Consider the following 19600-nt stretch of genomic DNA (forward strand, 5'->3'; position numbering starts at 1 on the left):
TTACCTGAATATTTATGTATATTTCCAAAAAGATGGACGGCCTCTGCAAGTTCATTAGTATCATATCAAAAAGACTAAGGAAATGCCATTAATCAGGTGGAGTTTTAGAAAGTGTCACAATGAAAGCGTACACACTTTTTTAATACCCGATTTCCTGTCGAAAAAACTACTTTGAATCAGATTTAGCAGCCAAATTATTTCTTACAGCGGCCCGAATATCATCAATATCAAACGGCTTTGCAAAATGGGTAATAGCACCCAAATCCTTAGCTTCCTGAATCATGTCGAGTTCTCCATAGGCCGTCATAATGATTACTCGGATATCAGGATCAATTACCTTCATCCTTTTTAAAATCTCAATGCCGTCCATTCCGGGAATTTTCATATCGAGCAAGACTAGATCTGGTGCATGTTTTTTTACGATATCAAGTGCTTGCAGACCATTTGCGGCCTGAAAAGTTTTGTAGCCTTCTTTTTGAAACACTTCATTCAGTAAAATTCTGATTCCAAACTGGTCATCAACGATCAAAATTTTTTCGCTCATATTTCAGCCTCTCCCCGTATCATTTTCCCCACATTTTTACTATTATTTCTATCCACTAGATACATTCTATTTCCTACGCTGAAACTCCTGCCAGTTTTCGACTTTTTCTTAGTCGAATAATATAATAAGAAAAGTAGACTCACTTGAGTTGATTTCCTGTGGCAACACTTTCCTAAACTACTTTCATTTAGAAGAAAAAATGGTAACAAAAAGAGTTCTTAGTGACCGAAACCTACTTTTCTGAGAGGATAAGCGTTAACATAGTGAGGTCTTTTGTGAAGCATGCGCGACTGATTTGATACATGCATATGAAAAATCGGAAACTCTGTCAGCCCTACTGAAGAAAAATAAGAGATAGAATTAACCTTTGAAACAATATGAACTTTTACAAGGAGGTACACCACATGTTAAAAATGTTTTCTACCCAATTGGCGGGTTTATTTAAAAGAATCCAGGAGAAACAAGAATTCTCTTTTGAAGATGGCGGGAGACTTCTTGCCCAGGCTCCAGCAGGAGACGGATTTATTTATATATTTGGAAGCAGGGAAATGCAGGCAGTAACATATGAGGCTCTTGAAGGTTCAGAGAAGCTTTCATTTTTCCAAAGTTACAGAGATGGGGTACTTGAGCCCGAAGACCGAGTTTTAATTTTTTCAAGATTTTCAAATGATGAGGATGCTGTAAATCTCGGACTTACTTTAAAGGAAAAGGGAATCTCTTTTGTTGCAGTCTCAACAGCTGTAAGTGATCCTGACAGTTCAGATTTAACTGAAACGGCGGATGTCCATATTGATTTAGGTCTAAATAAAGGGCTTTTGCCTGACGAAGAAGGCAACCGATTTGGCTTTCCTTCCTCTATGGCTGCTCTATTTGCCTTTTATGGCCTTAAATTTACTATCGAAGAAATATTGGCGGAGTATGAATAAGAGAAAATAAAAATTCTAGTCAAAAAAAGACCGGCCTCTTTATGAGGTACCGGTCTTTTTTCCCTGAAAATTTACACGTATACTTTTGACTTTTAAAACTGTCTAGTTCCAGCGCCTAGTGTCCATACGTCGCTTAACGGGCGCTTGCGCTTTATTTATTAAGAGCAGCTCCGACAAATTCACGGAAAAGCGGCTGCGGGCGAGTTGGACGAGAAAGAAATTCCGGATGGAATTGGGAAGCAACAAACCAAGGGTGATCTTTTATCTCGATAATCTCGATTAATCTGCCATCAGGGCTTGTCCCGGAGAAAACAAATCCTGCCTCTTCCATTGCCTGGCGGTAATGGTTATTAAATTCATAACGATGACGATGGCGCTCATATACAACCTTATCTTCATATGCTTCGAACGCTTTTGTTCCTTCCTGCACCTTACAAGGATATAAGCCTAGGCGAAGCGTACCGCCCAAATCTTCAATATCCTTTTGTTCAGGAAGAAGGTCAATGATTGGATGCTGAGTCTCAGGGTTAATTTCTGCAGAGTTTGCATCTTTAAATCCAAGAACATTACGTGCATATTCCACAGTTGCCAGCTGCATGCCAAGGCAAATGCCTAGGAATGGCTTTTTATTTTCACGAGCATAACGGATGGCTTCAATCTTGCCTTCAATTCCACGGTCACCAAATCCGCCGGGTACAAGGATACCATCAGAATCGCCTAAAAGTTCATCAACGTTTTCGGCTGTAACATCATTGGCATTTACCCAATTGATTTCAACATCCGCATCATAGGCATAGCCTGCATGGCGAAGAGCTTCAACAACAGATAAATAAGCGTCCTGAAGTTCTACATATTTTCCTACAAGTGATATCTTTGTTTTGTTTGATAGATTGCGAACCTTCTCCAATAATGCAGTCCAGTCAGACATGTCCGCTTCTTTTGTAACCAATTTAAGGTGGTCACAAACGATTTGGTCCATGTTTTGTTCCTGAAGTGCTAATGGAACAGCATAAAGAGTGTCTGCATCCTCTGCTTCAATTACCGCTTTTGTGTCAATATCACAGAAAAGGGCAATTTTATCCTTCATATCTTGTGTCATTGGCAGTTCAGTTCTGACCACAATGATATTTGGCTGAATACCAAGGCTGCGGAGTTCTTTTACACTGTGCTGGGTTGGCTTTGTTTTCATTTCACCAGCTACTTTGAGGTATGGTATCAAAGTACAGTGGATGTACATAACATTGTCACGGCCGATATCGCTTTTGATTTGGCGGATTGCCTCAAGGAATGGCAAGGATTCAATATCCCCAACTGTTCCGCCGATTTCCGTGATAACAACATCAGCATTCGTTTCGCTGCCTGCGCGGAAAACTCGTTCTTTAATCTCATTTGTAATATGCGGAATAACCTGTACCGTGCCTCCAAGGTAATCGCCCCGGCGCTCTTTTCTAAGAACAGTAGAGTAAATTTTACCAGTCGTTACATTACTGTTTTTTGTCAAATTAATGTCAATAAAACGTTCATAATGTCCCAAATCCAGGTCCGTTTCTGCTCCGTCTCCTGTTACGTACACTTCACCGTGCTGGTATGGGCTCATAGTTCCCGGATCTACGTTTATATACGGGTCAAACTTTTGGATAAAAACGTTCAGGCCCCTGTTCTTCAATAATCGGCCAAGTGAAGCAGCAGTAATACCTTTTCCAAGCGAAGAAACTACGCCGCCCGTCACAAAAATATACTTTGTCATGAATTGAATTCCCCCTTAAATACAGTTTGTACATCTCGTAAATGTTTTAAAAAAATATTTTCCTGCGGATCTGCCGCATAGTATCAGAAATTGGGGTGATGAAATGATACGGTTGTCCATATCAACGGATTTAATTTGGATACTTAAAAAACAATCCGGTCCCAAAATAAAAAAGCGCCCCGCTTACTAATTGTAAGGGAGCGCTTATTAGCTAAAAATTAAATCGTCCTTTTTTAAGGAGCCCAAAAACGATTCTACAAGCCGTTCAATAAAAAGTCAAGAGCAATTACAGATCTTTCTCTTTATCGAGGACATCTTCCTCTTCTTCCTCATCGTCATCATCATCGAGTGCAAACTCATCTTCATCCTCAATAATGTCTTCATCAATGTCTTCATCGACTGCTTCCACATCATCGACTACATCAATGTCCTCAAATAGGTCGTCCTCTTCTTCATCGTCATCATCGACGGCATCATCTTCATCGTCAGCAAAGTCATCGAGGTCATCATATTCCAAATCTTCCTCAATGTCTTCATAATCTTCGATGTCATCCTCGTCGACAACCTTCTTAGCCTTTTTCTTCTTAGGCTTGGCAGCAGGAACCATTTCTTCCTCAAATTGTTCAACTGGATACCATGTACGAAGTCCCCATCGGTTATCGCCAATTGCCAGAAAACGGCCATCTATATTTAAGTCAGTATAAATTTGTGCAATTCTTGATCTGACTTCTTCATTTGTCAGTCCACAAGCTTGTTTAATTTGTTCAATCATCTCATTAAAGCCAATTGGCTGTTTTCCATTTTTTAAAATCTGGAAAGCCATCTCCACAAATGATAGTTCCTTCAACTGCTCTTTTGAGTATAGTTGTTTCAGACTCAACTTGGGCACTTCCTTTCTATTTGCCACTATTAAATATATAAATGACGGTCATTTAGGAAGGATTCTCCTAAAGGCATATTCTTCATTATAAACAAATTCCTGCCGTTTATGCTAGTTCTATCTTGAGTTTTACTTGATTTTTTCAAACATTGCCCGCTATTTTTTATTACTTTTGTATTTTTTAACCTCTTTATAGGTAATAACTGCAAAGAAAATAGCTAGGAGCAAAAAAGAAACCGCACCCAACTGCAGCTGATAAAGATAATATAGAGGCCAGGCAAAAATTAAAAGTAACAAGATTATAAAATATATATTCATTCGTTTGCACCCTGTCTGATACTGAGTTTATGTATAAGTCCATACTATGACTATGCAGGGAAAAAATCCACTTCTTAAGTACTTTCTCAGCAAAAATTAATAAAAGGCCCTGGGCAAAGCAGTCTTTGCCCACGGCCTTTAAACTATTTTTACAGTATGGCTTCCGACTTTCTTTTTACATATTCCGGCGGTACTGTCCTCCGACTTCATATAAAGCCTGTGTAATTTGTCCAAGGCTTGCCACATTAACCGTTTCCATGAGTTCTGCAAAGATATTGCCCCCATTTACCGCGGTTTCTTTTAAACGGGCAAGCGCCTGTTGAGAGTCGTCTTTATTTTTATTCTGGAACTCCCTTAAATTTGAAATTTGCATTTCTTTTTCTTCTTTTGTTGCACGGGCGAGTTCCATATTATTCATTTGCTCTTCAGACGGAGGATTAGGATTTAGGTAAGTGTTAACTCCAATGATCGGCAGCTCTCCGGTATGCTTTTTCATTTCATAGTACATGGATTCATCCTGGATTTTTCCGCGCTGATATTGGGTTTCCATTGCTCCCAATACCCCTCCTCTATCGTTTAGGCGTTCAAATTCCTGAAGAACAGCCTCTTCAACTAAGTCTGTCAGTTCTTCGATAATGAATGCCCCCTGGAGTGGATTTTCATTTTTGGTTAAGCCATGCTCTTTTGTAATAATCATTTGAATGGCCATAGCTCTGCGTACAGATTCTTCTGTTGGAGTCGTAATAGCCTCATCATAAGCATTTGTGTGCAAAGAATTGCAATTGTCTTGCAGCGCCATTAATGCCTGCAATGTTGTCCGGATGTCGTTAAAATCAATTTCCTGGGCATGCAGTGAGCGGCCCGATGTTTGGATATGATACTTTAACTTTTGACTTCTTTCATTTGCTCCGTATTTGTCTCTCATAACAGTTGCCCAGATCCGTCGGGCTACACGGCCGATAACCGTATATTCAGGATCAAGGCCGTTTGAGAAAAAGAAGGAAAGATTCGGCGCAAAATCATCAATATTCATACCCCGGCTTAAATAATACTCTACATACGTAAATCCGTTCGAGAGTGTAAAGGCCAGCTGCGAGATTGGGTTAGCACCTGCTTCTGCAATATGGTAGCCAGAAATAGAAACAGAGTAATAATTTCGTACCTGATGGTCAATAAAATATTGCTGAATATCGCCCATCATTCTTAAAGCAAATTCTGTTGAGAAGATACAGGTGTTTTGGCCTTGGTCCTCTTTAAGAATATCAGCCTGAACAGTACCACGGACGGTTTTTAGCGTATAAACCTTAACCTCGGCATACTCTGCTTCAGTCAGTTTCCGGCCAAGCTCCTTTTCCTTTATTGCAGCCTGCTGCTCAACTGCTGTATTCATAAACATAGCAAGAATAATTGGAGCAGGACCGTTTATCGTCATGGAAACCGAAGTTGATGGATGGCATAAATCAAAGCCATCATACAGCTTTTTCATATCTTCAAGGGAACAGACGCTTACCCCGCTTTCTCCAACTTTTCCGTAGATGTCTGGACGATAGTCGGGATCCTCACCGTAAAGCGTTACCGAGTCAAACGCTGTACTCAGACGTTTAGCCGGATCATCCTTAGATAAATAATGGAAGCGGCGGTTTGTTCTCTCAGGTGTGCCTTCTCCGGCAAACTGGCGTTTTGGATCCTCGCCTTCTCGCTTGAACGGGAACACTCCTGCCGTATATGGGAAGTATCCAGGAACGTTTTCGCGATATACCCAGCGAAGAATTTCACCATAATCCTTGTATTTAGGAAGTGCTACCTTTGGAATATCCAGGCCAGATAGGCTTTTAGATTTTAAGGCTGTGATAATTTCCTTATCACGAATTCTTGTTACCAATTGGTCCTGAGAATAAGCCAATTTAGTTTTCTCCCAGCCTTCAAGTACCTTTTTGGATTCTGGAGTCAATTGAGCTTCTGTTTCCTGTTTTATTTTTTCAAGTGATGACAGTATTTCTTCTCCGCCATCTCGCTCCTTTACCGCCTGGATAGCACCTTCCAGCTGGAAAAGCTTACGGGCAATATTTGCCTGGTCTTCAGCTTTCTGATGATAGCGGCGGACCGTTTCTGAAATCTCACGTAAATAGTAGCGGCGGTCGTTAGGGATAATGATATTTTGTTTTTCAACAATGGCTTTTTTATTAAATGATGTCGTCCACGCTGTTCCCGCTTTTTCATTGATTGTTTCGATCAACGCTGCAAACAGAGCATTTGTCCCAGGATCATTAAATTGGCTCGCTATTGTTCCATACACAGGCATTTGATCCATTTCCTTTTCAAAAAGCATATGGCTACGCTGGTATTGTTTTTGAACCTGGCGCTTTGCATCCTCGGAACCTTTACGTTCAAATTTATTGATAACAATCAAATCTGCAAAGTCAATCATATCTATTTTTTCAAGCTGTGAAGGTGCGCCAAACTCACTTGTCATGACATAAAGAGCAACATCACAAATTTCTGTAATTTCTGCATCCCCCTGGCCAATTCCACTTGTTTCTACAATGACCAGATCAAAGCCTGCTGCTTTAACAACAGAAACTGCATCCTTTATCGCCAGCGACAATTCACTTTTAGAGCCCCTTGTTGCAAGGCTTCGCATATAAACACGAGGATTGAAGATAGAATTCATGCGGATTCTGTCCCCTAAAAGAGCCCCGCCTGTTTTTTGTTTTGTAGGGTCAACTGACAAAATAGCTACTTTCTTTTCCGGAAGCTCATTGATAAAGCGTCGGATCAGTTCATCTGTTAATGAGCTTTTTCCTGCTCCCCCCGTACCGGTAATTCCCACAACTGGAACGGAATGAACAAGTGTTTTTACTTTTTCAATTACCTCTTCAGCCGTTGCTGCCATTTCTTTTTCAAGGTCAGCCTGAATCTCAGCAATGGTTATTAGTCTCGCAACAGTATTTACATCCCCCGACTGCAGCTTCTCCCATTGCTCCGCATCCTGGGGTGCAGATGGTGAATAATCACATTCCTTAAGCATGAGATTAATCATTCCTTGCAGGCCTTGAGTTCGACCGTCTTCGGGAGAAAAGATTCTTGCGATTCCGTAGTCATGCAGCTCTTTAATCTCCTTTGGAATAATAACTCCGCCTCCGCCGCCATAAATACGGATATGTTCAGCGCCCTTTTCCTTTAAAAGATCGTACATGTATTTAAAATATTCAACATGCCCGCCCTGGTAAGAGGAAATGGCAATCCCCTGGACATCCTCCTGAACAGCTGCATTCACAACCTCTTCGACGGAACGATTGTGTCCGAGGTGAATGACTTCTGCTCCGCTTGATTGAAGAATTCTTCTCATAATATTAATCGAGGCATCGTGACCATCAAATAAGCTTGAAGCTGTAACAAACCGAACATGATTCTTCGGTTTATAAATCTCCACTGTACTCAAATTTTCTCCCCCTTGCGTTTTTTATTTACCCGTTTGTTCTCAAGGCTACTTTTGAAGCCCATTAAAAAGTAGCTCTGTTTGCAATTCGATATATTCTTCAAGTGAATAGACTTTCTGCAGCGCCCAGCGGCGGAATCCCCACATTTGCCCTTGGACAAAAATATTATGGGCAATCATTTTTACCTGCTTCTCTGATAAAACCAACTCGCCGTTTTGAACACAGCGCGAAAGCAGATTTTCAAACATTGCCACCATTTCAATTTCCTTTCTCAATACATAAGGAAGCGTGTCCTTTGTAAGCGACTTCGCTTCCTGGTACATGACAAGGACCTCATCCTGCATTTCGTCGACAATCTTAAAATAATAATCAATGCCAAGCTTCAGGCTTTCGAGGGTTCCCCGGTTATGGTCCAGGTCCTTCTGAAGCCTGTCGCGCACCTGGTCATAAAGGCTATCACAGACAAGATATAAAATATCTTCCTTGGTTCTGATATATTCATAGAGGGTGCCAATACTGAACCCGGATGCCTTAGCAATTTCTCTCGTGGTTGTCCGGTGGAATCCCTTTTGTTTAAAAAGAGTAACCGCTCCTTTTATCATTTGGTCACGCCTCTTGATTACCAAGCGCTCATCCTTTACGGAAGCCTGGACTTCCTTTTTTTTCATATCAGTTTCTCCACCACCATCACTTGCCGCTTTTGCAGCCTTTTTATCCGAGGCAGGACCCTGCAGCTGTCTGCTCATAATCGAGGATTATTTTGTCAGCATTCTTGAAATGACAAGGCGTTGAATTTCCTGTGTTCCTTCATAGATTTGAGTAATTTTCGCATCACGCATAAAGCGTTCCACTGGATAATCTTTTGTATATCCGTATCCGCCGAAAACCTGAACTGCTTCAGTGGTTACCTTCATTGCCGTATCCCCAGCCATTAATTTCGCCATGGCAGACGCCTTTCCATATGAATGGCCTTCAGTCTCTAGCCATGCAGCCTGATAGGTTAGCAGTCTTGAAGCTTCCACAGCAGTTGCCATATCGGCCAGTTTAAAGCCGATGCCCTGCTGAGACGCAATGGGCTTTCCGAATTGGACACGTTCCTTTGCATAATCAACTGCTGCATCAAGTGCTCCCTGTGCAATTCCTACAGCCTGGGCAGCAATGCCATTACGGCCGCCATCAAGAGTCATCATAGCGATTTTGAAGCCATCGCCTTCTGAACCAAGTACGTTTTCCTTCGGCACTCGGCAGTCTTCAAAAATAATTTCGGTTGTTGGCGATGAGCGAATGCCTAGTTTCTTTTCCTTTTTGCCGACAGAAAAGCCCGGGAAGTCTGCTTCAACAATAAATGCTGTCGTGCCCTTTTGTTTACTTGAAGGATCTGTTAATGCAAAAACAACATAAATATCGGCTACTCCGCCGTTTGTAATGAAAATTTTTGAGCCATTCAATACATAATGATCCCCGTCAAGACGGGCAGTTGTCCGCATTCCGCCCGCATCCGATCCGCTGCCTGGCTCAGTAAGGCCATAAGCCCCGATTTTTTTTCCTTCTGCCATCGGACGAAGGTATTTTTGTTTTTGCTCCTCAGAACCAAATTTAAAAACCGGCCATCCAGCTAGAGAAGTATGGGCAGATAAAGTTACACCTGTAGAAGCACAAACCCTTGAAAGCTCTTCTACAGCAATGCAATATGCAAGATAATCGCTTCCGATGCCGCCGTATTCCTCAGGCCAAGGAATACCTGTCAGACCAAGCTCTGCCATTTTATCGAAGATTTCACGGTCAAATCGCTCTTCTTCATCTCTTTCAGCTGCTGTTGGAGCCACTTCGTTTTTCGCAAAATCGCGGACCATTTTCCGGATCATTTCATGCTCTTCTGATAATGTAAATTTCACGTCTGTTTCCCCCTACATTTTTCGAAATAGAATTATGTGCCTATCAGATTCGTTTGACTGCTTCTTTTACTTTTTGGTTTGTTAGATTTGTTGTTTCTGGTGCTCCCTTACCGCGGACGGATGGGAGCCTCTTCGGCGCCTTTTGCCGTTTAAAACTTTTTGGAGTGAAACTACTCCTTTGCATTTAGCTCTTTTGCTTATCCTGCAAATCACTAAAACTTACAGATGCTTACTAATGACGATTCTTTGGATTTCACTTGTACCTTCGTAGATCTCGGTTATTTTAGCGTCTCGGAAGTAGCGTTCAACCGGATAGTCTTCCGTATATCCATATCCGCCAAAAACCTGAATGGCTTCAGTTGAAACCTCTACCGCTGTTTTAGATGCAAACAGTTTTGCCATTGATGATTCAAAACCGCATTTCAAGCCTTGAGCTCTTAAATCAGCGGCCCGATAGATTAATAGTTTCGCTGCCTCGACACTAGTGGCCATATCAGCAAGCTTAAAGCCTAATCCCTGCTGAGCTGCGATGGGCTTTCCAAATTGATGGCGTTCTTTTGCATAATCAACAGCAGCCTCCAGGGCAGCTTCCGCAATACCCAGCGCCTGGGTGGCTATGCCAATCCTTCCGACCTCCAGATTGGCGAGAGCAATTTTAAAGCCTTCACCTTCTTTGCCAAGAAGGTTTCCTTCCGGGACCCTCATATCTTCAAAGGTAAGCTGTACCGTTCTTGAACCATGAAGGCCCATTTTCTTTTCGTCTTTCCCAATGACAAATCCCGGTGTGTTTTTATCGACGATAAATGCAGAAACTCCCTTGCTTCCAGCCTCAGGATTTGTGGATGCAAATACAATATACACATCCGCTTCTCCGCCATTGGTAATAAACACCTTTGAACCATTAAGGACATATTCATTGCCTTTTTTTACAGCTCTCGTTTTTAAGCTTCCAGCATCTGAACCGGCGCTTTGCTCAGTCAGGCAGAATGCTCCCAGATATTCTCCCGAAGCCAATTTCGGAAGGTATTTATTTTTTTGTTCATCCGTACCAAAGTAAAGGATTGGATAGGTTCCAACCGATGTATGGACAGAAAGGATGACCCCAACTGTGGCACTTACCTTGGACAATTCATGTATCGCAATAATATAAGAAATAAAGTCCATTTCAGAGCCGCCATACTTTTCAGGGACAGGGATCCCCATCAGCCCTAGTTCACCCATTTTTTTTATAATTTGCCGCGGGAATTCCCCTTGTTCCATTTTTTCTATGAACGGGGTAATCTCAGACTTGGCAAAGTCCCGAACCATTTTTCTCATCATTTCCTGTTCTTCTGTAAAACGCAGTTCCATATCTTTTCCCCCTTGAAGTCAGTCCTTCAAGCTCCTTTACTCATATACATAAAATCCTCGACCCGTTTTTTTGCCAAGCCAGCCTGCTTTTACATACTTCCTTAATAGCGGGCAAGGACGATATTTATCATCACCAAACCCTTCATGCAGGGTTTCCATAATATAGAGGCAGGTATCAAGCCCAATAAAATCAGCAAGTGTAAGCGGCCCCATCGGGTGGTTCATGCCCAGCTTCATTACCTCATCTATGGCTTCCTTCGAAGCAACCCCCTCATAAAGCGTGTAAATTGCTTCATTGATCATTGGCATAAGTACACGATTTGAAACGAATCCAGGGAAATCATTTACTTCAACTGGCACCTTGCTAAGGGTTTTCGTCATATCCTCAATTGTTTGATACACTTCATCAGATGTAGCCAGCCCGCGAATAATCTCCACAAGCTTCATCACTGGTACAGGATTCATAAAGTGCATTCCAATTACCTTTTCTGGCCGTTTGGTGGCAGCTGCGATTTCCGTTATGGGAAGCGAGGAAGTATTGCTGGCCAGGATGGCATGAGCCGGGGCTATTTCATCCAGCTGGGCAAAGATTTTTGCTTTCACTTCCATGTTCTCTAACGCAGCTTCAATAATCAGGTCCACATTACTCGCATCCTGCAAATCAGTTGAAGCTGTCAGGCGGTTTAAAATCTCTTCCTTTTGATCTTGCGTCATCCTGCCTTTTTCCACCTGGCGGGATAAATTTTTATTGATTACTCCGAACCCGCGATCTGTATATTCTGGTTTTAAATCATTAAGCAGGACTTGATAGCCAGCCATAGCACAAACCTGGGCAATACCTGACCCCATTTGCCCGGCGCCTATAACCATTACTTTTTCAACCTTCATTTCTTTCCCTCCGCCTTTGTTTATCCTCTGTCCCTATATTGCATAACGGGCAATTGCCCTTTGGATTTTCCTATGCTTTTGGTACTTCAATCAAAATTGCATCGCCCTGTCCGCCGCCGCTGCAGATCGCCGCAATGCCTAAACCGCCGCCCCGCCGCTTTAATTCGTGCATCAAGGTAATAATAATGCGCGCCCCGCTTGCTCCGATTGGATGTCCGAGGGCAACCGCACCGCCGTTTACATTTACCTTTTCAGGGTCCACATTGGCAATTTTCCCGCTTGCCAGCACTACGGCTGCAAACGCCTCATTAATTTCAAACAAATCGATTTCTTCGAGTTTACGGCCTGCTTTTTTGAGAAGCTCATTAATAACCAATCCTGGAGTTCTGGGAAAATCCTTTGCCTCCACAGCAACGGCTGCATGTGCGAGAATAACGGCTTCTGCCTTTCTTCCTTCGCGCTCAGCACGCTCTTCACTCATCAAAACTAGTGCCCCTGCTCCGTCATTTACTCCTGGAGCATTTCCGGCTGTAATGGTTCCGTCTGAATTAAATACTGGAGCGAGTCTGGCAAGTTTTTCATTTGAAGTATCCTTACGCGGTGACTCATCATGTTCAACTAGGACCGGCTCTCCCTTACGCTGTGGAATTGAAACAGGAATAATTTCTTCAGCAAATTTTCCACTCTCAATAGCAGCAATCGCCCGTTCATGGCTGCGGAACGCCCATTTATCCTGTTCTTCACGGGAAAGCTCCATCTCTTTTGCTGTTGAATTCCCATAGGTGCCCATATGAACACCTGTAAAGCTGCAGCTTAAGCCGTCATGGACCATCAAATCCTTTACAGATGAATCGCCCATTCGCAGGCCCCATCTGGCTTTCGGAAGAATGTACGGAGCATTGCTCATCGATTCCATACCGCCCGCCACAATGACTTCTTCATCCCCTGCCCGAATAATCTGATCTGCCAGAGTTACACTGCGCATTCCGGAAGCACAAACCTTGTTAATTGTTTCGGTTTTTACCTCCCATGGCAAGCCTGCGTGCCGTGCCGCCTGACGGGACGGGATCTGTCCCTGTCCTCCCTGAAGTACACATCCAAGAATGACTTCCTGTACTTCATCCGGCTGTATATTTGCACGATTGATTGCTTCCTTAACCGCAAAACCGCCAAGCTCAGAAGCAGTAAAACTGCTTAACCCACCGCCAAATTTTCCAAATGGAGTCCTTACTCCGCTTAAAATAACCGTTCTGCCCAATGCAACCCTCTCCTTATAATCTATTTTTCTATCAGACAAGCACCATTGACTGAACGCTCGCTCGATAATCAAGCACTACTTTATGAAAAAAATGGAAATGTAAGCGTTTTAATATATCATACAATAAAAATAGCAGGAACCGAAATGCTTTACACAAAATCCCTAAAATTTTATGAATTAGCACAAACTTCAGTCCCTGCTACTTATAAACAGGTTTTGTTTTTTGTTACCGTGTTCATCTTTAGTGTTGATTCCGCTAGCGGTGCTCGCTTCTACTCATACCACCATAGTGGAAAATCAACAATCTGCTTTAACACAGCCTTTTTGGTACTTTTTATTAGGAAACAAGCTGTTTTACATCTCCAAATACAGCCTTCTCCAGCAGTTCAGCCACATCATAGGTGCTAACTTGGTCTTCCACCTCTTTAGCCTTTGTACCATCAGACAGCATCGTCAAACAGTATGGACATCCGGAACTGATTACGGTCGGATTAACAGCCAATGCCTGTTCCGTTCTGGCAACATTGATGCGGTGGCCCGTTTCTTCCTCCATCCACATTAAGCCGCCTCCTGCGCCACAGCACATTCCTGTTTCACGGTTCCTTTCCATTTCAACGAGTTTGACACCCTGAATGGATTTTAGAATTTCCCTTGGCGGATCATACACATCATTGTATCTTCCTAAATAGCAGGAATCATGGAACGTAATCGTTTCATTGACTGCATGTGCCGGCTTAAGCTTTCCTTCCTTAACCAGCTTATAAAGTATTTCTGTATGGTGATATACTTCAGCAGTTAAGCCGAAATCTGGATACTCATTTTTGAAAATATTGAAAGCATGCGGGTCAATAGTAACGATTTTCTTAATCTCATTTTTCTCAAACTCTTCAATATTCTTAGTTGCAAGCTCCTGGAAGAGGAATTCATTACCCAAACGGCGAGGCGTATCACCAGAGTTCTTCTCTTTGTTGCCAAGGATGGCGAATTTCACTCCTGCCTCGTTTAAAAGCTTTGCAAAAGAAAGGGCTATTTTTTGGCTGCGATTATCATATGAACCCATTGAGCCAACCCAGAAAAGATATTCAAACTCTTCGCCAGCTTTATTCATTTCCTTTACAGTTGGAACAGCAACATCATCGCGCAGTTCGCGCCAGTCTTCGCGTTCCTTTCTGTTTAAGCCCCATGGATTTCCCTGGCGCTCGATATTGGTCATGGCGCGCTGGGCATCCGGGTCCATCTTTCCTTCTGTTAAAACAAGATAACGGCGAAGGTCGATAATTTTATCAACATGCTCGTTCATTACTGGACATTGATCTTCACAGTTTCGGCAAGTCGTACATGCCCAAAGCTCTTCTTCTGTAATAACATCTCCGATAAGGTTCGGACTGTATTCAACTGCTGCTGCGGCCTCTTCAGCACCTTTTCCAGCACCTGATAAAGCAAGCTGATTTCCTCTTGTATTCGCAAAGGCAAAAGTCGGAACCCATGGCTGCTTAGAGGTTACAGCTGCTCCATAATTAGTTAAATGGTCGCGAAGCTTAACGATAATATCCATTGGGGAAAGCATTTTTCCTGTTCCGGTAGCGGGGCACATATTTGTACAGCGTCCACATTCTACACATGCATAAAAATCAATCATTTGAAGCTGATTGAAATCCTCAATTTTCCCTACACCAAATGATTCCTGAGATTCGTCTTCAAAATCAACCTTTTTCAGCTTGCCAGGTCTGCTGAGGCGGCTGAAATAAACATTAACCGGTCCTGCTATCAAGTGGGCATGCTTTGATTGAGGGACATAAACAAGGAAAGATAATAAGAAAATCAAATGAATCCACCATGCTACATAAAAAATACTAATTGCTGCTGTTTTCCCAATAAAGGAAAGCCCTACAGCAATACCGGATGCAACCGGTTCTGATAGGGAAGCGCTTTCTCCATGCCAGATCATACCCATTCCATTTCCAAGCAGAACAGACAGCATCAGGCCACCGATAAATATAAGAACTAATCCGGACTTGAAATTTCTTTTTAAACGGACTAACTTTTCAACATAGCGTCTGTAAAACGCCCATACCACCGCAACCAGGATGACCAGAGTGACAATTTCCTGGAAGAATGTAAATGCCGGATACAAAGGGCCAAGAGGCAGATGTGAGCCTGGCTTTAATCCCTTCCAGATAAAATCAATAGCACCAAACTGGACAAGAATAAATCCATAGAAAAACATGACATGAATCGCACCGCTTTTCTTGTCCTTTAAAAGCTTCTTCTGGCCAAATACATTGACCCAAATCTTCTCCAGCCTTGCTTTGACGTCATTATCAAACTCAGCTTTTTTACCAAGCCTGATGTACTGGATTCTTGTTTTAACTACATACACAAACAAGCTAACTGCGTAAGCGGTTACAGCAAGAAATGCAATTAAATTAATCCATAAAAGCCCATTCATATAAATGCCCCTTCCCTAAAAAAAATTGTGTCTGCCCATCCCGTTTCTTGCATGCCTGCTTGCCAGTTTGTTTCAGATATCCCGGCCGCGACAGTTAAAAACCTTGTAGAGCATCCTTGAGTTAAAAATTTTCAGAACATACACTTAAATCCATTATATAATGAATGAGCATTCAGTCAATCTTTTTGATACAACTTTTTAAAATTAGTGTTTAACCGGCTGCTCATATCCGCAGGGCATTTAGGAAAACATACTAGAAAGCAAAGCTAACTACCCAAGGAGAGGTTTACATGGCCGCCACACTTATTTTAGGATTCATTTTATTAATAATTGCCTGGCTGACTGCAGACTTTAAGCTGGGCAGAAAAAAACATTTAAACAACTTAGCAAAACAAAAGGCACACCCCATTCTTAAAGGACGAATGGACCTCTTCCCTCATGGAAAAGAACTGTTCAGGGATTATCTCGGAGAGCTGAAAAATGCAAAAAAGCATATTCATGTGTTATTTTACATTGTGAAAAATGACAGCATCAGCATGGAGTTTTTTTCAATTTTAAAAAAGAAAGCCAGTGAGGGTGTGGAAGTCCGGCTCCTCCTCGATCGACTGGGAAGCTTCATGGTAAAAAAAGAAATGATCAAGGATCTCAGAAAAGCAGGAGTGCAATTTTCCTTTTGCAATAAGCCGTCCCTCCCTTACCTTTTTTATTCCTCGCAGGTTCGAAATCATAAAAAAATAACGGTTATTGATGGCGAAACGGGTTACCTGGGAGGCTTTAATGTCGGGAAAGAATACATAGATGAGGACCCAAAGCTTAGCCCATGGAGGGATTACCATATAAAAATAAGTGGGGAATCAGTGCCGGCACTTCAGGAAGAATTTTTGCAGGAATGGATGGAAAATGCAGGGATTAACCTTTTATCAAATCCCGAGTACTTCCCAAAATCCTCAGGGGGCGAGATACACCATCAATTTATCCCAACGGAAACAGGCACACTGGAGACCCTTTATATCAAAAATATTCAAAAAGCAGAAAAAACAATCCTCATAGGAACTCCTTATTTTATCCCAAGCCGCAAAGTTTTTAATGAACTTATTCATGCCGCACGGCGAGGTGTTTCGATAACTATATTGGTTCCGCAGAAGACTGACCATTTACTTGTCCGAGAAGCATCCTACCGGTATTTTCGCCAGCTTTTAAAATTGGGTGCTAAGATTTTTCAATACAAAAAGGGATTCTACCATGCCAAAACAATTGTTATAGATGATGCTTTTTGCGATATCGGTACCGCCAACTTCGATAGAAGAAGTATTTTTTTAAACAAAGAAATCAATTGCATCATTCATGATTCTAATTTTATTGAAAGGGTAAAGGAAGTAATCCATCAGGATATTCTTGACTCGAAGTCCCTGACTTTAAGTGAGCTCAATCGTCCAAATCTTTTCAGGTCCTTAAAGGAAAGCCTGGCTGGATCCATTTCTCTTTTTTTATAGGCTTTGCTAATCTTGCCTTTCCGCTTCCGGTGCTCGCTTTCCGCGGGAGTCTCGAAGCTTTTGCTTCAATCAAATTAAGGAAAAATCAACAATGAGGCTTACAGTGCTTTTTTATAATATCAGTGTAACGAGAGGAGGGCTGGCATGATTATCCGTTTTGGTTATGTTTCAACTGCTATTAGTCTTTGGAATGCTTCCCCTTCCAAAACACTTACGTTTACTAGGTACAAGCAGCTCGATAAAGAAGAACGCATGAACAAATTGCTTTCTGTCACCAGAGAAAATCTCGAAAATACCAGAAGAATGCTTTACTACAATATTGCCCATCAGATAGATGTATATCGAATGTCGAGTTCCATTGTCCCGCTGGCCACGCATCCGGAGGTTCGCTGGGATTTCCTCTCTCCTTTTAAAGCGCTTTGGGAGGAAATCGGTTCCCTCGTTAAACGACACGGACTCCGCGTAAGCTTCCATCCAAACCAATTCACTTTATTTACTTCAGTTAAAGACGAAATTACAAAAAATGCCGTGATTGATATGGAGTATCATTTTCAAATGCTTGAAGCGATGGGAGTTGAGAAGCAAAGTGTGATCAACATTCATATCGGTGGGGCCTATGGGGACAAGGAAGTATCCATCAAGCGTTTTTATGAAAATTTGAAACAGCTGCCATTGCATATTAAAGGAATCATGACACTTGAAAATGATGACAAAACCTACAATATGGAAGAAACCCTGGCAGCCTGCCAGCAGGAGGGCATTCCTTTCGTATTTGATTACCATCATCATATGGCTAATCCCGGCAGCGGGAATTGGGAGTCACTTTTGCCTGATGTTTTCAAAACATGGGAGGAACGTCCTTACGTTCCAAAAATCCATCTCTCCTCCCCCAAGGCGGAGAATACTTTTCGTTCACATGCGGACTTTGTTGATTTGGAATTTGCCCGGCCTCTTCTGATGAGGCTTAAAGAGATAAAGCAGGATGTGGATATTATGATTGAAGCAAAAGCAAAGGATCAGGCACTTTTAAAACTCGTCGAGGATGTTAGCTGTATTCGTGGCTTTAAAAGAATAAGAGGTGCAGCATTCGAAGTAAAATAGCTTATGACTGAGGTGCACAATATCATGAATCTTCTAAAAGTAAATGGCAGCATCCAATGGGGCAGGCTTGCCGCTAATGTCCTCATACCTGTAGCAGGTGGAACGCTTGCCGGGATTTTCGCTACCAGAAATGCAAAAGAGATTTATAAGGACCTTGAACAACCGTCTTTCGCTCCTCCATCCTGGGTCTTTCCGACTGTTTGGACTGGCCTCTATACATTAATGGGAATTGCCAGTTACCGCATTTTATCTAAAAAGGATGCAGAAACGAAGAAGGCTTTGATTCCGTACAGTATCCAGCTTGGACTGAATTTCCTCTGGTCATTTTTATTTTTCAAATGGGGACTGAGGGGAGCAGCATTTATCGAAATCGCCTTGTTATTTACGACGATTACACTAACCACCTTTCAATTTTACCAAAAGGATCGTGCAGCCGGTTTAATGTTTATGCCTTATTTGGGTTGGGTGGCCTTTGCACTCGGCCTGAACTACTCTATGTGGAAACTAAATTATAAGAAAAGCGCAAGCGCCCGTTCAGCGACGTATGGACTGGGGCCCACTTCGACTGAGATAAAGGATACACGAAATGCAAAGCATTTCGATGTTGACTTATCGTAGGGAGAAGTGGGATGGACACTAGGCGCTGGGCGCTGGAGCTAGACAATTTAATAGGTAAAACTTTATACTCCCTCATGAAAGTAAGGTTTTACTCTTATTTTCTTTGTTTTTCTTAGTATTTCATATTACTTTGTTTGAACACTTTATGAAAGACAGTAAAGAATTATTTATTTTTGGGGAGGAGGGCATACTCAAATAAACCCTCCTCTTATCCATTTACAAGAAAAGGGTTTTTATGAATGATATGGTCGCCCATTGGACCCACAATATTCATGGCGGCATACCCTCCCATTTCTCACAGCGTCATATGATTCATATGCGCATACATTCCTTCGTCCTGCCTATCCAATGAAGTGGGGTCGGTTTTGCTTTCCTGCAGGATCAATGCCCAAAAGTATAAATATTACCGACTGCTCCGAGCTTCTAATGTCCAAATACAATACTGTTAAAAATCCACAAAAACTAATCCTAATTATTATAAAAGTTACCTGTTAGAATTTCTTTTATCATTGGAGGAGGACATATTATGCCTCCTCTGTGAATAGCTTTAAACCCAAAAGTTTCTACATATACAACGGATATTCTCCATGCTTACTTGAACTTTAGATGCAGTGTATCTTTGTCTACTACCTATTTCATCAAAGGGGTCAGCGATGCTTTCTTACAGGGTCTTTGCCCATGAGTATAAATATT

At 42.1% G+C, this 19600-nt stretch carries 14 protein-coding genes; 4 read left to right on the forward strand and 10 right to left on the reverse strand.

What is annotated here, in order from left to right; translation table 11 throughout:
- Positions 1 to 166 precede the first annotated feature (166 nt).
- Positions 167 to 544, reverse strand: coding sequence for a response regulator (locus tag AC3WR0_RS07390; protein ID WP_027323493.1), 378 nt, complete (start codon positions 542 to 544; stop codon positions 167 to 169).
- Between the two features lie 404 nt (positions 545 to 948).
- Here AC3WR0_RS07390 and AC3WR0_RS07395 point away from each other — a divergent pair, with 404 nt between their 5' ends.
- Positions 949 to 1470, forward strand: a complete 522-nt coding sequence (locus tag AC3WR0_RS07395; RefSeq protein WP_492551691.1) for a DUF2529 domain-containing protein — start codon at positions 949 to 951, stop codon at positions 1468 to 1470.
- Positions 1471 to 1621: 151 nt separating this feature from the next.
- On the opposite strand, the gene pyrG is transcribed toward AC3WR0_RS07395, so the two are convergent.
- The 9 genes from pyrG to AC3WR0_RS07440 form a co-directional block, all read right to left on the reverse strand.
- Positions 1622 to 3217: a CTP synthase gene (gene pyrG, locus AC3WR0_RS07400; RefSeq protein ID WP_492551692.1), complete on the reverse strand. Its 1596-nt coding sequence runs from the start codon at positions 3215 to 3217 to the stop codon at positions 1622 to 1624.
- 286 nt (positions 3218 to 3503) lie between these two features.
- Positions 3504 to 4097, reverse strand: a complete 594-nt coding sequence (rpoE, locus tag AC3WR0_RS07405) for a DNA-directed RNA polymerase subunit delta (RefSeq protein ID WP_492551693.1) — start codon at positions 4095 to 4097, stop codon at positions 3504 to 3506.
- A 493-nt stretch (positions 4098 to 4590) separates the two neighbouring features.
- Positions 4591 to 7857 (reverse strand): fused isobutyryl-CoA mutase/GTPase IcmF, encoded by a 3267-nt coding sequence (gene icmF / locus AC3WR0_RS07410; protein WP_492551694.1) that lies wholly within the window; start codon positions 7855 to 7857, stop codon positions 4591 to 4593.
- 45 nt (positions 7858 to 7902) lie between these two features.
- Complete coding sequence (locus AC3WR0_RS07415) at positions 7903 to 8523, reverse strand: TetR/AcrR family transcriptional regulator (RefSeq protein WP_492551695.1); 621 nt, start codon at positions 8521 to 8523, stop codon at positions 7903 to 7905.
- Between the two features lie 87 nt (positions 8524 to 8610).
- A complete protein-coding gene (locus AC3WR0_RS07420; RefSeq protein ID WP_492551696.1) occupies positions 8611 to 9750 on the reverse strand; it encodes an acyl-CoA dehydrogenase in 1140 nt (379 codons plus the stop codon).
- 219 nt (positions 9751 to 9969) lie between these two features.
- Positions 9970 to 11100, reverse strand: a complete 1131-nt coding sequence (locus tag AC3WR0_RS07425; RefSeq protein WP_027323500.1) for an acyl-CoA dehydrogenase — start codon at positions 11098 to 11100, stop codon at positions 9970 to 9972.
- 36 nt (positions 11101 to 11136) lie between these two features.
- Positions 11137 to 11988, reverse strand: coding sequence for a 3-hydroxybutyryl-CoA dehydrogenase (locus AC3WR0_RS07430; protein ID WP_492551697.1), 852 nt, complete (start codon positions 11986 to 11988; stop codon positions 11137 to 11139).
- Between the two features lie 70 nt (positions 11989 to 12058).
- Positions 12059 to 13246 (reverse strand): acetyl-CoA C-acetyltransferase, encoded by a 1188-nt coding sequence (locus AC3WR0_RS07435; protein WP_492551698.1) that lies wholly within the window; start codon positions 13244 to 13246, stop codon positions 12059 to 12061.
- 337 nt (positions 13247 to 13583) lie between these two features.
- Positions 13584 to 15695 carry a (Fe-S)-binding protein gene (locus AC3WR0_RS07440; protein ID WP_492551699.1) on the reverse strand — a complete coding sequence of 704 codons (2112 nt, stop codon included), beginning with the start codon at positions 15693 to 15695 and terminating at the stop codon, positions 13584 to 13586.
- A 290-nt stretch (positions 15696 to 15985) separates the two neighbouring features.
- On the opposite strand from AC3WR0_RS07440, the gene cls reads away from it, so the two are divergent.
- From cls to AC3WR0_RS07455, 3 genes are all read left to right on the forward strand, one after another.
- The gene (gene cls / locus AC3WR0_RS07445) at positions 15986 to 17188 is read left to right on the forward strand and encodes a cardiolipin synthase (protein ID WP_492551700.1); all 1203 of its coding nucleotides are present in this window, start codon (positions 15986 to 15988) and stop codon (positions 17186 to 17188) included.
- Between the two features lie 144 nt (positions 17189 to 17332).
- Positions 17333 to 18289 carry a UV DNA damage repair endonuclease UvsE gene (gene uvsE, locus AC3WR0_RS07450; RefSeq protein WP_492551701.1) on the forward strand — a complete coding sequence of 319 codons (957 nt, stop codon included), beginning with the start codon at positions 17333 to 17335 and terminating at the stop codon, positions 18287 to 18289.
- A 24-nt stretch (positions 18290 to 18313) separates the two neighbouring features.
- Positions 18314 to 18907: a TspO/MBR family protein gene (locus AC3WR0_RS07455; RefSeq protein WP_492551702.1), complete on the forward strand. Its 594-nt coding sequence runs from the start codon at positions 18314 to 18316 to the stop codon at positions 18905 to 18907.
- Positions 18908 to 19600: the final 693 nt, after the last annotated feature.

This window comes from Neobacillus sp. FW104-15D2, assembly GCF_058790155.1.